This window comes from Pseudarthrobacter sp. MEB009, assembly GCF_030208875.1.
Taxonomy (GTDB): Bacteria; Actinomycetota; Actinomycetes; order Actinomycetales; family Micrococcaceae; genus Arthrobacter.
This window is the reverse complement of sequence record NZ_JARVTC010000008.1, coordinates 17,304-31,608: the sequence shown is the minus strand read 5'-3', so window position 1 is coordinate 31,608 and position 14,305 is coordinate 17,304. Positions and strand designations below refer to the sequence as shown.

Sequence of the window (14,305 nt, the reverse complement as noted above, 5' to 3'; positions counted from 1 at the left end):
GGGCTCAGGCGGTCAGCGGCTTTTTGCGTTCCAGGAGGCCGCTGAGGATGGCGACGCCGAAGCCCAGGAGGGCCAGCACCGCACCGACCAGGGCCGGGGCGACGTAGCCCCAGCCGAGGGCGATGACCACGCCGCCCAGGAATGCACCCAGGGCGTTGGCCACGTTCAGGGCCGCGTGGTTCAGGGACGAGGCCAGCGAGGGGGCGTCCGGGGACGCGTCCAGCAGCCGGGTCTGCAGGGCCGGGATCAGCATGGACCCGGCGGCTCCCACCACAAACACCATGACGTAGGCGGACCAGGGCCAGTGCACGGCCACCGCGTAGACCACCAGTGCCACGGCAACGCCGGGCAGCACCTTGTAGATGGTCCCCATCACGGATTTGTCGGCCAGCCGGCCGCCCACCACGTTGCCGGCCACCATGCCCAGCCCATAGAGGGCTACCACCAGCGGGATCAGCGACGACGGGATCCCGGCCACCATTGTCATGGTGTGGGCGATGTAGGTGTAGGTGGCGAAGAACCCGCCGAAGCCCACGATGCCGATGGCAATGGCCAGCCACACCTGGATTCGTTTCAGTGCGCCGAGTTCACGCCTGATGCTCGCGTCCGGGTGGGCCGCCTGGAATGGCACGAACTTCCAGATCAGGGCCATGGTGACCAGGCCGATGGCGCCCACCAGGATGAACAGCAACCGCCAGCCGTAGGTTTGGCCCAGCCAGGTGGCGAAGGGGACACCCACCACGTTGGAGATGCTGAGGCCGGCCATCACCATGGAAATGGCCCAGCCGCGCCGGGACGCGGGCACCAGGGATGCGGCGATGACGGCGGCGACACCGAAGAACGCGCCGTGCGGAAGGCCGGCGGCAAACCGGGACAGCAGCATGGTGCCGTAGTCGGGGGCCAGGTAGGACGTGAGGTTGGCCAGCGTGAAGAAGAGCATCAGGCCCAGTGCCAGCTGCTTGCGCGGCAGCTTGGCTCCCACCGCCGCCAGCAGCGGCGCGCCCACCACCACGCCCAGGGCATAGGCGGAAATCAGGTGGCCGGCCTCCGGGGTGGAAATCCCCAGGCCTTGCTCCACCTCCTTGAGCAGCCCCATCATGGTGAATTCCGTGACCCCGATCCCCACCCCGCCCATGGCCAGGGCGATGATGGCCATGGCAAGGAAGGAGGAGGTGGCCGGGGACGCCGTGGACGTGCGGAGGTCGCTGCTCATGTGCCTGCTTCTCGAACGTGGTGCTTGATGGTGGGACATGCCACGGCAGTGGGGCGGTGGTACGGGGTGGGCCTTTTGCGGAAACCGCGGTGCCGGCTGCGGTATTCCCGCCCGTGCGGCGCGCTGCCCGGTCCTTCCATTGTCCCTCATAGAATGGGGCGGTGACTGGACTGATACAGGTAGTGGGCGGAGCCCTGGTGGACAGCCTGGCCGAACCGGCCCGTTTGCTCGTGGCGCGCCGAAGCGCACCGGAGCAGCTTGCAGGGTTGTGGGAGTTCCCCGGCGGCAAGGTTGAGCCCGGCGAAAGCCCCGACGATGCACTGGTGCGGGAGCTTGCCGAGGAACTTGGAATAGCAGCCCGGTTGGGCGCTGAGCTGCCGGCACCGGAGGCCACGGGCTGGCCCCTGAACGCAAAGGCCAGCATGCGGGTGTGGCTGGCGGAGATCGTCACGGGTGAGCCGGAGCCTCTGGAGGACCACAACGAGCTGCGCTGGCTGCCGCTGGCGGATCCGGAAGCGATCCTGGCCCTGCCGTGGATTCCGGCGGACTTTCCGATCGTCAGGGCCCTGCTCGCAGAGCTGGCTGTTGCCGGCGAAGCTGCGCGGCAGGCTTAGACCCGGCAGGCTTGGACCCGGCAGGACTGGACCCGGCAGGACTGGATCCGGCAGGACTGGACCCGGCAGATAGGGATGCGGCAGGCCTAGAAGAGGGCGTCCTGCCCCGCCGGCCCGGCGCTCGGACCCGCGGCCAGGGCATGCTGCCCGGCACGGCGGTGGTTGGCCGCCCCGGGTTCCGGGATGCTGCCGGCCGGGTACTGTGCCTCCTCGCCGCGGGGATCGTCCACGTCATCATGGCTGAAGCCGGACGTGCCCGTGAAGCCGTGCCGCGCCTTGAAGTACCGGACCTTGGCCGCCAGCCAGGTGCGGTATTCCTTGGAAGCGTAGGACCCCGTGCCGTACAGCCGCCGGTACTTGCCGGCAAGCTCCGGGTGCCTGGCGGCGAGCCATTGCATAAACCATTCGCGGGTGCCGGGCTTCAGGTACAGGGCGCCGGCGGAGACCCCCGTGGCGCCCGCAGCTGCCAGCGCCGAGAACAGTGAATCCAGGGCCTCGTCGCTGTCGGAGAGCCAGGGCAGGATGGGCATGGCCATCACGCCGCAGGGCAGGCCGGCTTCCCGCAGCCGGGAGACCAGTTTCAGCCTGGCGCGCGGCCCCGGGGTGCCGGGTTCAATGGCTTCGGACAGCTCTTCGTCCGTCATCGCCAGCGAGATGCCCAGGCCCACCGGAACCTGCGAGGCAGCGCTTTTAAGCAACGGAATGTCCCGGCCCAGCAGGGTGCCTTTGGTCAGGATGGAGAACGGCGTGCCGGTCTCTGCCAGGGCGGCGATGATCCCCGGCATCAGCTTGTACCGGCCTTCGGCGCGCTGGTAGGGGTCGGTATTGGTTCCCAGGGCCACCTGGTGGCCCTTCCACGAGGGCTTTGACAGCTCGCTGCGGAGGACTTCGGCGGCGTTGACCTTGACCACCACCTGGCTGTCGAAGTCCAGGCCGGCGTCGAAATCCAGGTACGTGTGGCTTTTGCGGGCGAAGCAGTACACACAGGCGTGGCTGCAGCCGCGGTAGGGATTGACCGTCCATTCGAACGGCATCCGGGATCCCGCCGGCACCTTGTTGAGCACCGATTTGGCGGTGACCTCATGGAACGTGATGCCGGCGAACTCCGGAGTGGTGACGGAGCGGACCAGGCCCGCCAGGGGCAGGAGCGCCGGAGCTGCTCCCGCCGTGCCGGGGTCCGGTGCCGGTACCAGTGCTTGCGCATCCCATCTCATGGCTTCCATTCGAAGGTATGTTCGAATGATTGTCAAGGAGGCGCCGCGGTGGAGCCCTAGGATTCCGAGACGAGTTCCCAGACCACGGTGACGGCGGCCTCCACCCTGTCCTCGCCCGCCTCAATGGCGACGCTCTCCACCGCAGCCGCCCGCTGCAGGCCCGCCACGGGCATCGGCCCCGCCCCGGGGCCCCGCTCCGCCACGGACACCACCCTGCCCAGCCGGGCGGAAGCGAGGGCTGCGAACTGGGATGCTGCGGCCTGGGCGTTGCGCCAGGCAGCTTCGCGGGCACCGGCACGCACCGCTGCGTCGTCCAGGATGGCCAGCTGGAGGTTGTGCAGGCGCACGTCGTTGCCGCCGGCTGCTGCTGCGGCCGAGACCGTTGCCGACGCGGACTCCATGTCCCGGAGCTGGACCGACAGCGAGCTGGTGGCAATGTAGCCTGCCACCCGCTGGCCCTCGCCATCGCGCCAGACAAGGTCAGCACGGACGCCGAGCCCCGTGGTCCGGATATCGGCTGGGGCCACGCCGTTGCCTTTGAAGGTGGCGGCCACAGCGGACAGGGCCCGGCCGGCGGCGGTATAGGCCTCGTCCACGGACGGGGCGCGGCTCTCCACGCCAATGGCGACCACCATCAGGTCCGGCGCGGCATCGGCCCAGCCCGTGCCCGTGACGGTCACGGTCCCTGGCATGGGTCCGGATGTTTCGAACAGCTGGTTGCTACTCATACGGTTCTCCTTTGAACACGTGGTGGCGGGGGTGGGAAGAAGCCAAAAAGCCGTCGGACCGCACCAGCAACGGCCTTCCGGGGTGGCGTGTGCACGGGGTAGCCGCCGGCGGCCAGCCCGGCGTTGCGCTCAAAGACGTTGCCCGTTCCGGGGTTTCCGGTGCGCGCCACGGACCAGCCGGCAGCCAACAGGTACAACGGGATGAAGGGCAGGCCCAGGCACCAGGCATACTGCGTGCAGTGGCGCTCCTCATGGCCCAGCAGCGCTGGCCGGGCCAGCATTCCTGCTGTGCTCCCGCGGCACAGGACCACGTTGCCCAGCGTGAAAGCACCGGCAACCGGTAGCCGCCACGCATACCCTTCGGCCAGGATCAGGCCCCGCGGGCCGGCGCTGAGCCGGGTCCTGGCGGCCAGTGCCACCACAACGCCGGCCAGGGTGCTGCCGTTGACCACATTGGCAGCCTGCCGCAGCCGCTGTCCTGCCGTGAGGGGCGGGCGGGGTCCCGGACCCTGCCGTAATGTCATGAGGCCATGGTAGCCGGAGCGTTCAATTAGACTGGAGAAAAAGGCCCACCGGTTTTTTCCGGTGTGCCCTGAACCTGGTCATTGGAAGCCCTGAAACCGGGGGCGTCCGTCCATGACCTGCCAGTGACGGGACGCGCCGCCGGGAAACCGCGCCGGGTGCCCCGCCGCCGGCAGCCGCAACTCGTAGCTAAGAACAGTAGATGACTGAAACTTTGCCGGGCGCCGCCATCCCGAACCCCACGGATGAAGCCGCCATCAACGCCGCTGTAGACCAGGCCATCACCGCCATTGCCGGTGCTGGCACCCTCGATGGGCTGAAGGCGGTGCGGCTGGCGCACACGGGCGAAAAGTCGCCCCTGAGCCTCGCCAACCGCGAAATCGGAGCCCTTCCCAAAGACCAGAAAGCCATCGCCGGCAAGCTGATGGGGTCTTCCCGCGGCAAGGTCAACAAAGCGCTCGCGGACCGGACAGCCGAGCTGGAAGCCGAAAACGACGCCCGGATCCTGCTGGAAGAAACCGTTGACGTCACCGCCGCGCCCCGCCGTCGTCGTGCCGGCGCCCGGCACCCGCTCTCAACGCTGCAGGACCGCGTTGCGGACATCTTTGTGGGCATGGGCTGGGAAATCGCCGAAGGCCCCGAGGTTGAATCGGAATGGTTCAACTTCGACGCACTGAACTTCAAGCCGGACCACCCGGCCCGCGAAATGCAGGACACCTTCTTTGTGGAGCCGCCCGAGGCGCACCTGGTGATGCGCACCCACACCTCCCCGGTGCAGGTGCGCTCCATGCTGGAACGCGAAGTCCCCATCTATGTGCTGTGCCCCGGCAAGGTGTTCCGCACCGATGAACTCGATGCCACCCACACCCCGGTGTTCCACCAGTTCGAGGGCCTGGCCATCGACAAAAACCTGAGCATGGCCGACCTCCTGGGCACCCTGGAGCACTTCACCCGGCAGATGTTCGGCGATGAGGCCTCCGTCCGGCTGCGGCCCAACTATTTCCCGTTCACCGAGCCGTCCGCCGAACTGGACATCTGGCACCCCGGCGCCAAGGGTGGTCCGCGCTGGATCGAGTGGGGTGGCTGCGGCATGATCAACCCCAACGTCCTGCGCGCCGCCGGCATCGACCCGGACGTGTACTCAGGTTTTGCCTTCGGCATGGGGATCGAACGCGCCCTGATGTTCCGCAACGAGGTGGGCGACATGCGCGACATGATCGAAGGCGATGTACGTTTCAGCGAGCACTTCGGGATGGAGATCTAAGCATGCGTATCCCAATTTCCTGGCTGCGTGAGTTCGCGGCAGTACCGGCCGGAGCAACGGCCGAAGATGTGATGGCGGAACTGGTCAAGGTCGGTTTCGAAGAGGAGGACGTGCACCGTCCCACCGACACCCTGCAGGGTCCCATTGTGGTGGGCCAGGTCCTGAGCATCGTCAAGGAACCCCAGACCAACGGCAAAACCATCAACTGGTGCCAGGTCCGCGTTGTCCCCGAAGGCCAGGAGCAGACCCTCACCGGCGACGGCATCGACCCCTCCGGTGTGCAGGGCATCATCTGCGGCGCGCACAACTTCGTGGCAGGGGACAAAGTGGTGGTCACACTGCCCGGCGCCGTCCTGCCCGGCGACTTCCGCATCTCGGCGCGGAAAACCTACGGCCACCTTTCCGCCGGCATGATCGCCTCCGTCCGTGAACTGGGGATCGGCGATGACCACGACGGCATCCTGGTGCTGTCCCGGATCGGCCTGGACCCGGAAATCGGCACCGACGCCATGGAACTGCTGGGCCTCTACGACCAGGCAGCCGAAATCAACGTCACCCCTGACCGCGGCTACGCGTTCTCCATCCGCGGTGTGGCCCGCGAGTATGCCCACGCCACCGGCACACCATTCACGGACCCCGCCGCCAACGTGCAGGCGCCCCAGGGCCTCACCGGCGGCTACGCCGTGACACTTGACGACGCCGCCCCCATCTACGGCAAGCCGGGCTGCGACAGGTTTGTGGCCCGCACCGTCTCAGGCGTTGACGCCACCAGGCCCACGCCGCCGTGGATGACGTCCCGGCTGCGGCTGGCCGGCATCCGTTCCATTTCCCTTCCCGTGGACATCTCCAACTACGTGATGCTTGAACTGGGCCAGCCCACGCACTGCTACGACAAGGACAAATTGTCCGGCGGCATTGTGGTGCGCCGCGCCGCCGCGGGCGAGAGGCTCACCACCCTTGACGGGAAGGACCGGGCGCTCGACGCCGGGGACCTCCTGATCACCGACGGTTCCGGCCCGATCGGCATTGCCGGTGTGATGGGCGGCGCCGCGACCGAGGTGGGCGATTCGACGTCGACCATCCTGGTGGAGGCCGCCCACTTCGACGAGGTGTCAATCGGCCGCTCCCGGCGCCGCCACAAGCTGCCGTCCGAGGCGTCCAAGCGCTTCGAGCGTGGCGTGGACTGGCACGTGGCGGATGTTGCAGCCCAGCGTGTGGTTGACCTGCTGGTTGACCTCGCCGGCGGCACCGCCGACGCAACCGGGACGGATGTTGGGACCGCGCCCGGCGCCGTCACCATCACCCTGCCGGCAGGCTTCGCCGCGCAGCGGATCGGCATCGACTTCACCGCGGAGCAGATCACCACCTCCCTGGTGGACCTCGGCGCCACCGTTGAAGCGTCCGACGCCGGCTGGACCGTCACGGCGCCCAGCTGGCGGAGCGACCTGGAAACCAAGGAAGACCTGACCGAGGAAATCGCCCGGCTGGTGGGGTACGACAAGATCCCTGCCACCTTGCCCGTGGCGCCACCCGGCCGCGGCCTGACCCGGCTGCAGCAGCAGCGCCGGCGCCTCATCCAGGCCCTGGCGGACGCCGGCCTCACCGAGGTCCTGTCCTACCCGTTTGTCACCAAGGCAGCGAACGACACGTTCGGCGTCGCCGAGGCCGGCGCTGTCCGCAGCGCCGTCAAGCTGGCCAACCCCATCAGCGAGGAGCAGGGCTTCCTGCGGACCTCCATCCTGCCGGGCCTGATCGAGGTGGCCAAGCGCAACCACTCCCGCGGCTTCCGCGACCTCGCCGTCTTCGAAAGCGGCCTGGTGTTCCTGCCGTCCGGTACCGTGGGCACCGCGGAGATCCCGCCGTTGGGCGCCAAGCCTTCGGACGAGGTGCTTGATGGACTGTACGACGGCGTCCCGGACCAGCCGTTCCACGTCGCCGCCGTATTCACCGGACACGACTCACCGGCAGCCGCGGCCCACACGCCGCGCGCCTGGGACTGGGCCGACGCACTGGACATCGCCCGGTTTGCCGGCGACGTCCTGGGCGTTGACCTGGTGGCCAGCCAGGGCAGGCACCAGGCCTTCCACCCGGGCCGGGCGGCGCTGCTGTCGCTGCGTTCCGGGGAACCGGTGGGCTACGCCGGCGAACTGCATCCCAAGCTCCTGGCCGCAGCGGACATGCCGGCCCGCTCTGTGGCGCTGGAACTGAACGCGGACGCCCTGTTCCAAGCCGCGCCGGACGTGATTGTGGCCCGCCACATCTCCGCGTTCCCCGTGGCCACCCAGGACGTGGCACTCGTGGTGCCTGCCGACGTGCCGGCTGACAGTGTCCTCGCTGCGCTCCGCGAAGGCGCCGGCGAACTCCTGGAGGACGTGGCACTCTTTGACGTCTACGCCGGCAAGGGCATCGAGGACGGCCGGAAGTCGCTGGCCTTCGGGCTCCGGTTCCGGGCTGCCGACAGGACACTGACGGCGGACGAGGCCTCGGCAGCCCGCGAAAGTGCCGTGGCGCTGGCCGGCGAGCGGTTCGGCGCCGTCCAGCGCTAGGAGCCGCTGCGGCGGGAAGTCCTGGAAGGGCGGGATGCATGGCCTCGAGGTTTGTGGTGCGTGCCATCCCGCCCTTTTTGCTGCCGCCGCAGGCCCCAACAGCCGGCGCGGAGCTGGACACGTCAGAGCTGGCCCGCGCCGCGGCCATGGCACCGGCGGTGCGGGCTGTGTTCGTGGCCGGCCGGCTGGCCCAGCGCCGGTTCGCGGCGGAGCTCCTGGGAGTGCCGGCCGGCGACCTCACCGCCAGCTATCGCTGCCCGCGCTGCGGCCCGGACGCCGGCCACGGCAGGCCCGGCTACACCCTGGCCGGTGTTCCGGCGCCCCTGGTCCTCAGCCTTTCCCGGGCGGCGGGCTGGACCCTGCTGGCCGCCGTGACGGATCCGGCGCCGGGTTTTTTGCTCGGCGTTGATGTGGAGGACCCGGCCCGGACCGGTTTTGCGGGCTTTGCCGGCGTGGCCCTGACGGCAGCCGAGCAGCGGGCGGTGGCGCCGCTCCACGGGGACATGTTGCTGGCCGCCCAGGCCCGGCTCTGGGCGCGCAAGGAAGCCTGGTTGAAAATGACCGGCGAGGGGCTGCGGACGTCCCCGGCCGGACTGGACGTCACCGCCCTGCCGGGCCTGGCTGACTTGGCCCCCGCCCGGAGCGGGCTGCCCGCCCACCTGGCGGCCGCCGTCGCCCGTTCCGACGGGACGCTGCCGGAGCTGGCTGGAGACCCGGCACTGGAACAGCAGGCCTGAGCCCTCAGCTCCCGGGCAGTGGCGGCAGGGCTTCCTCGTAGAGCCACGGGTGGAGCAACGCCTCCGAATCAAGCCCCGTGGCCCGGTCCACGGCCAGGATGAAGTCGGCGGTGGCCACCGATCCGTGGCGGTGCGCCGTGGCCCATTCCTGCAGCAGCGCAAAAAAGGCCAGGTCGCCGCAGGCCACCCGGACCGCGTGCAGGGCCAGGGCGCCGCGCTTATACACCCGGTCATCAAACATGTGTTCCGGGCCGGGATCGCCCACCAGCAGGTCCTGGGCATCGGCGTTGAGCCGGCGCCAGGCAGCAGCCGCCCGGTCCGCCACACCCATCACGCCGGCCTCCTCGGACCAGATCCATTCGGCGTAGCAGGCAAAGCCCTCATGCAGCCAGATGTCCTGCCAGGAAGCGGCGGTCAGCGAATTGCCGAACCATTGGTGGGAGAGCTCATGGGCGACCAGGCGCTGCGCCTCCCAGTCCAGCTCAAGGTGGTTGGGGCCCAGGATGGACATGCCCTGCGCCTCCAGCGGGATCTCCAACACGTCCTCCGCGACCACCACCGTGTAGGCAGGGAAGGGATAGGGCCCAAAGCAGTTGATGAACGTGCGCATCATGGCCGGCTGGTGGGCCAGGCCAAGGCGGGCCTGGACGGCGAGGGCCGGGGGAACGGCCACCAGCTGGGTGACCTGGCCGGGGTGGCGGCCGGCGTCGAGCTCCAGCAGCTGGTACCGGCCGATCTGCACGGTGGCGAGATACGTGGCCATTGGTTCGGCCTGGTCATAGGTCCAGGTCTCGCGGCTGGATCGGGTGGTGTGGCCCTGCAGGGTGCCGTTGCATACGGCCCGGTAGTTCGCGTCCGTGGTGACGGTGAACCGGTAGCTGGCCTTGTCGCGCGGGTGGTCGTTGCAGGGGAACCAGGACGGCGCGCCGTTGGGCTGGCCGGCCACCAGGACCCCGTCGGAAAGCTCCTCCCAGCCCACCTCGCCCCAGAAGCCCCGGCGCGGCGCCGGATTGCCTTCGTACCGGACTTCAAGCGTGAACGGCTGCCCGGGTTCCAGGGGTACCGGTGTTGAGACCACCAGCTGCTCGGCGCGCTGGCTGAAGCGGGCTGCCTTCCGGCCGTCCAGCTGGACTTTGGTGGCGCGCAGCCCGGTCAGGTCAAGGACAATGGCCGACGCCGGTTCCTGGGCCACGCCGCGCAGCACCGCCCTGCCGCTGAGGCGGTTGCTGGCCACTTTGTAGTCGAGGAACAGGTCGTAGTGCTCCACCCGGTATGCGCTGGTACCTGCACCGGGCAGGTAGGGGTCGGGCGCGCCGCCGCCCGGCAGGCCGATCGGGCTGCCGGCGGGTGGTGCTGTGGGACTCATGAACGACCTTAGGTTTGTGTCAGGCAGGCGGGGCGGCGGGGCCGGTCCACGGACTGACCGGGTTGCCCATCCAGTACGTGGCGGCAGGCACCGATTCGCCGCGCATCACCAGGGATGCCGGGCCTACGGTACCGCCGGCGCCGATGCTGGCCTGTGGCAGGATGACCCCGTGCGGTCCCATGGTGGCACCGTCTTCGAGCGTAACAGCGTCCAGGCTCATCACCCGGTCGTGGAAAAGGTGGGTCTGGACCACGCAGCCGCGGTTGACTGTTGCGTTGCGGCCCAGGGTTACCAGGTCCGCTTCCGGCAGCCAGTAGCTCTCGCACCAGGTGCCGGTGCCGATGCTGGCGCCGAGGCTCCGGAGCCACCAGACCAGGGCCGGGGTGCCGGTGGCTGCGCGGGCGAACCAGGGGGCGCTGACCATCTCGATGAACGTGTCCACCACTTCGTTCCGCCAGATGAAGGAACTCCACAGCGGATGTTCGCCGGCCCGGATCCTGCCCACCAGGATCCATTTGGCCAGCACGGAAGCCGCGGCGGCCGCGGCCCCGGCCAGGATCATCACCACGCCGCTGAGCAGGGCGGCCACGGCGTAGTTGAAGGTACCGGCCAGCCAATCGAAGGCGAGCATCACTGCCACGGCGATGCCTACGGTGAGCATCACGGGAACAAACCGGCCCAGTTCCCAGAGGGTCCTGGCCACTTTGAGCCGGAACGGCGGCTGGAAGGTGCGGGCGTCGTCGGAGGCAATCGCGGTACGCCGCAGCCGGACGGGCGGGCTGCCCAGCCATGAGGTGCCGGACTTCGCCTTGGCCGGCGTGGCGGACAGGACGGCCACCAGCGAGTTCTTGGGCACGTTCCGGCCCGCGGCCGTCATGCCGGAGTTGCCCAGGAACGAGCGCTTGCCGATCTTGGCCGGGGCCACACGGAGCCAGCCGCCGTCCAGTTCGTAGGACGCCACCATGGTGTCGTCGGCCAGGAACGCGCCTTCGCCCACGGTGGTCATCTTGGGGATCAGCAGGACAGTGGAGGCTTCGACGTTTTTGCCGATTTTGGCGCCCAGGAGGCGCAGCCACACCGGGGTGAACAGGCTGGCGTAGATGGGGAACAGCAGGTCCCGGGCCAGGTCCAGGACTCGTTCGGTGGCCCACACCTGCCAGCCAACCCGGCTGCGCACCCGGTGGTGGCCTTCGACCAGCCCGATGCCCAGCAGCCTCGTGGCGGCCAGGATCAGCAGGGCGTTGGTGAGGAACCAGGCCAGCGCTGCCGGTGCCAGCGCCAGGGCCAAGCCGGGAATCGCGGCAGAAAGCGAGGAGCTGCCCTGGATGAACGGGTACGCCACCGCGAGTGCGGCACCGGCCGCCACGATGGGCAGCAGGGCCAGGGCCGCCGAGGCCGAGGCAAACCCGGCAAACCACAGCCTGGCCAGGAACCTGCCCTGCGCCGGGGCGTCCGGGAAGGAGTGCCGGGCTTTGCCGCGGCGCACTGCGGGGGAGCCGGCCACCAGCTGGCCGGCCTTGACCTTCCCCAGCACCGCGGACCCGGCCTCCACCTGCGCCCCGGCACCGATCGAGGCGCCGGGCATCAGCGTGCTCCGGGCTCCCACCGTGGCGCCTGCACCGATCCGGACGGCGCCGATATGGACGCTGTCGCCGTCGATCCACCAGCCGGACAGGTCCACTTCCGGTTCCACGTTGGCCCCCGGTCCCAGCGTCAGCAAACCTGTAACCGGCGGCAGCGAATGGAGCTGGACGTCCCGGCCGATCTTCGCGCCAAGGGCCCTGGCGTAGTAGGGCACCCACGGCGCGCTGGCCAGGCTGATGGCGCCGGAAAGGTCCTGGATCTGCTCGGCCAGCCACAGCCGGAGATGAACCCGGCCCGAGCGTGGATACGTCCCCGGCCCGACACCGCGCAACAGGAACCGGGCTGCGGCCACCGACATCAGCATCCGGCCGGCCGGGCTGACGAAGAGCAGCCAGGCGGCGGCCACCCACCACCAGGAAACGGTGGGCGCTGCCGAGAAACCTGCCACCGCCGCGAGCACGTTGTTGGCGGCCATCACGTAGGTCAGCCACCGCATGCCCACCAGGATGTGCAGCGGGACGCCCATCAAGGTCTGGAAGATCTGCGATTTCCGGGCCGTGGGCCGGACGGGCCGTTCCCTGGCCGGCCCGGCCGTACCGCCCGGGTTGGACTGCCGGGCCACTTCCACCAGTGCTCCGATGCGGGGCGTGGCGTAGATGTCCGCAACGGTGATGGTGGGGTAGCGCCGGCGCAGGGCCGAGACCAGTTGCGCGGCGGACAGCGAGCCGCCGCCGTAAGCAAAGAAGTCAGCGTCGAGGGACGTGACCGGGCTGCCCAGCACGGCGCTCCACTGCTCCACGATCCAGGCGGCGTCGTCCGGCAGGTTCAATGGGGCGGCATCGGCTGCCGCGGCACCGGCGCCGGCCAGCGGCCAGGGCAGCGCGTGGCGGTCCACCTTTCCGCTGGTTTTGGTGGGCAGCGAGGGGACCACGGTCAGCAGGGGAACCAGGGCCGCCGGCAGGCTGGTGCCGAGCAGCGCACGGGCTGCAGCCAGGTCGATGTCCTGTCCGGAAGCGGGGGCCAGGTATCCCACCAGGATCTGGTTCCCTGCCGCCGTGGTGCGGACGGCCGCCGCGGCGCCGCCCACGTGCGGCAACGACTGGAGGGCGGCATCGATCTCGCCGAGTTCGATCCTGCGGCCGCCCAGCTTGACCTGTTCGTCCGCGCGGCCCTGGAAGATCAGGCCGGCCTGCTCGTACTTGACCAGGTCGCCGGAGCGGTAGGCGCGTTTCCAGCCGAGGCTGGGCATGGGGGCGTACTTCTCGGCGTCCTTGGCGGGGTCGAGGTAGCGGGCCAGGCCTACGCCGCCGATGATCAGCTCACCGACTTCCCCTTCGGCAACGGGCACCCCATCGGCGTCCACCACTGCCAGGTCCCAGCCGTCCAGCGGCAGCCCGATCCGGACCGGCCCGGGGCCGCCCAGCGGGGCAGCGCAGGCAACCACTGTCGCTTCCGTGGGGCCGTAGGTGTTCCAGACTTCGCGGCCATCCACGGCCAGGCGTTCGGCGAGTTCCGGCGGGCAGGCTTCGCCGCCGAAAATCAGCAACCGGACGCTCTCCAGCGATTCCGCGGGCCACAGCGCCGCCAGCGTGGGGACTGTGGAGACTGCCGTGATGCCGTGGCTGATCAGCCACGGGCCAAGGTCCATTCCGGTGCGCACCAGGGCCCGCGGGGCGGGCACCAGGGCTGCACCGTGGCGCCAGGCCAGCCACATCTCCTCGCAGGAAGCGTCAAAGGCCACCGACAGCCCGGCCAGGACCCGGTCCTGTGGCCCCAACGGCTCCCCGGTCAGGAAAATCCGGGCTTCGGCGTCCACAAACGCGGCGGCCGACCGGTGTTGGACGGCCACCCCCTTGGGCGTACCGGTTGAGCCGGACGTAAAAATGATCCAGGCGTCGTCGTCCGGGCCCGGCGGCCGCGCACCGGCAAAAGGCCCGGTGCGTCCGGTGCCGGACAGGACTCCGCCCGTACCCAGCACCCCCGCCACCTTGGCTTCACCGAACACCAGGCGGGCCCGTTCGTCGGGATCGTCAGCGTCCACGGGCACGTAGGCGGCGCCCACCAGCAGCACCGCGAGGATGGCGATGTAAAGCTCGTTGGTGCCGGAGGGGATCCGCACCCCGATCCGGTCCCCGGCGCCCACCCCCGCCTGGTGCAGCTGCAGCGCCGCAGCCCGGACTTCCACCAGAAGCTGGGCGTAACTGAGGGACTGCCGGCCGTCGTCTAGCGCGGAAGCGTCGGGGTAGCGGGCCGCCGTGTCCTGGAGGATGTCGATCAGGGTGCGGACCGGCGGGGCTGCCGGGAGGCCGGGCAGCTGCGGGGCGTGGACCAGGTCCCCGCCGGGCAAAGTTCCGGGCGCAGCATCCGCGGGTCCGGGCTGGCCGGGCACCCCCGGAGCCGGCCCCTCCGGTGGCGCCAAAGGCGCCGCGGCGGAGGTTGCCGGGCCGGAAAGGATGTTCCCCGAAGGGGCATGCTGCGAAGTCACCCGGGCATTGTGCCTGCGCCAGATGAACGGAA

At 69.7% G+C, this 14,305-nt stretch carries 10 protein-coding genes; 4 read left to right on the top strand and 6 right to left on the bottom strand.

Annotated elements, in window-relative coordinates; translation table 11 throughout:
- Positions 1 to 4: 4 nt before the first annotated feature.
- The gene (locus tag QRN07_RS08295) at positions 5 to 1,213 is read right to left on the bottom strand and encodes an MFS transporter (RefSeq protein WP_285240803.1); all 1,209 of its coding nucleotides are present in this window, start codon (positions 1,211 to 1,213) and stop codon (positions 5 to 7) included.
- Between the two features lie 161 nt (positions 1,214 to 1,374).
- Here QRN07_RS08295 and QRN07_RS08290 point away from each other — a divergent pair, with 161 nt between their 5' ends.
- Positions 1,375 to 1,827, top strand: coding sequence for a (deoxy)nucleoside triphosphate pyrophosphohydrolase (locus QRN07_RS08290; RefSeq protein ID WP_285240802.1), 453 nt, complete (start codon positions 1,375 to 1,377; stop codon positions 1,825 to 1,827).
- 86 nt (positions 1,828 to 1,913) lie between these two features.
- Here the strand turns inward: QRN07_RS08290 and QRN07_RS08285 are convergent, their stop codons facing one another.
- The 3 genes from QRN07_RS08285 to QRN07_RS08275 are packed head-to-tail and all read right to left on the bottom strand — an operon-like array spanning position 1,914 to position 4,293.
- Positions 1,914 to 3,041, bottom strand: a complete 1,128-nt coding sequence (locus tag QRN07_RS08285; RefSeq protein WP_285240823.1) for an Rv2578c family radical SAM protein — start codon at positions 3,039 to 3,041, stop codon at positions 1,914 to 1,916.
- 56 nt (positions 3,042 to 3,097) lie between these two features.
- The gene (locus QRN07_RS08280; RefSeq protein ID WP_285240801.1) at positions 3,098 to 3,769 is read right to left on the bottom strand and encodes an SIMPL domain-containing protein; all 672 of its coding nucleotides are present in this window, start codon (positions 3,767 to 3,769) and stop codon (positions 3,098 to 3,100) included.
- A complete protein-coding gene (locus QRN07_RS08275) occupies positions 3,766 to 4,293 on the bottom strand; it encodes a hypothetical protein (protein WP_285240800.1) in 528 nt (175 codons plus the stop codon). The genes QRN07_RS08280 and QRN07_RS08275 overlap by 4 nt, the downstream gene beginning before the upstream one ends.
- A gap of 200 nt (positions 4,294 to 4,493) precedes the next feature.
- On the opposite strand from QRN07_RS08275, the gene pheS reads away from it, so the two are divergent.
- From pheS to QRN07_RS08260, 3 genes are read left to right on the top strand one after another with little or no spacing between them, the layout of a single operon-like run.
- Positions 4,494 to 5,555: a phenylalanine--tRNA ligase subunit alpha gene (gene pheS, locus QRN07_RS08270; protein ID WP_056595932.1), complete on the top strand. Its 1,062-nt coding sequence runs from the start codon at positions 4,494 to 4,496 to the stop codon at positions 5,553 to 5,555.
- Positions 5,556 to 5,557: 2 nt separating this feature from the next.
- On the top strand, positions 5,558 to 8,101 hold the full coding sequence (gene pheT / locus QRN07_RS08265) for a phenylalanine--tRNA ligase subunit beta (RefSeq protein ID WP_050685684.1): 2,544 nt from the start codon (positions 5,558 to 5,560) through the stop codon (positions 8,099 to 8,101).
- A 38-nt stretch (positions 8,102 to 8,139) separates the two neighbouring features.
- Positions 8,140 to 8,838 carry a 4'-phosphopantetheinyl transferase family protein gene (locus QRN07_RS08260; RefSeq protein WP_056595939.1) on the top strand — a complete coding sequence of 233 codons (699 nt, stop codon included), beginning with the start codon at positions 8,140 to 8,142 and terminating at the stop codon, positions 8,836 to 8,838.
- A gap of 4 nt (positions 8,839 to 8,842) precedes the next feature.
- Here QRN07_RS08260 and QRN07_RS08255 read toward each other — a convergent pair whose 3' ends face one another.
- Entirely contained in the window at positions 8,843 to 10,204 is a 1,362-nt protein-coding gene (locus QRN07_RS08255) for a M1 family metallopeptidase (protein WP_050685682.1), read from the bottom strand.
- A 19-nt stretch (positions 10,205 to 10,223) separates the two neighbouring features.
- Positions 10,224 to 14,120, bottom strand: a complete 3,897-nt coding sequence (locus tag QRN07_RS08250) for a Pls/PosA family non-ribosomal peptide synthetase (protein ID WP_285240822.1) — start codon at positions 14,118 to 14,120, stop codon at positions 10,224 to 10,226.
- Positions 14,121 to 14,305 lie beyond the last annotated feature (185 nt).

Bases quoted from the DNA above. Each gene is read 5' to 3' on its own strand.
- QRN07_RS08295 (WP_285240803.1), bottom strand. From the start codon at position 1,213: ATGAGCAGCGACCTCCGCACGTCCACGGCGTCCCCGGCCACCTCCTCC.
- QRN07_RS08285 (WP_285240823.1), bottom strand. From the start codon at position 3,041: ATGAGATGGGATGCGCAAGCACTGGTACCGGCACCGGACCCCGGCACG.
- QRN07_RS08280 (WP_285240801.1), bottom strand. From the start codon at position 3,769: ATGAGTAGCAACCAGCTGTTCGAAACATCCGGACCCATGCCAGGGACC.
- QRN07_RS08275 (WP_285240800.1), bottom strand. From the start codon at position 4,293: ATGACATTACGGCAGGGTCCGGGACCCCGCCCGCCCCTCACGGCAGGA.
- pheS (WP_056595932.1), top strand. From the start codon at position 4,494: ATGACTGAAACTTTGCCGGGCGCCGCCATCCCGAACCCCACGGATGAA.
- pheT (WP_050685684.1), top strand. From the start codon at position 5,558: ATGCGTATCCCAATTTCCTGGCTGCGTGAGTTCGCGGCAGTACCGGCC.
- QRN07_RS08260 (WP_056595939.1), top strand. From the start codon at position 8,140: ATGGCCTCGAGGTTTGTGGTGCGTGCCATCCCGCCCTTTTTGCTGCCG.
- QRN07_RS08255 (WP_050685682.1), bottom strand. From the start codon at position 10,204: ATGAGTCCCACAGCACCACCCGCCGGCAGCCCGATCGGCCTGCCGGGC.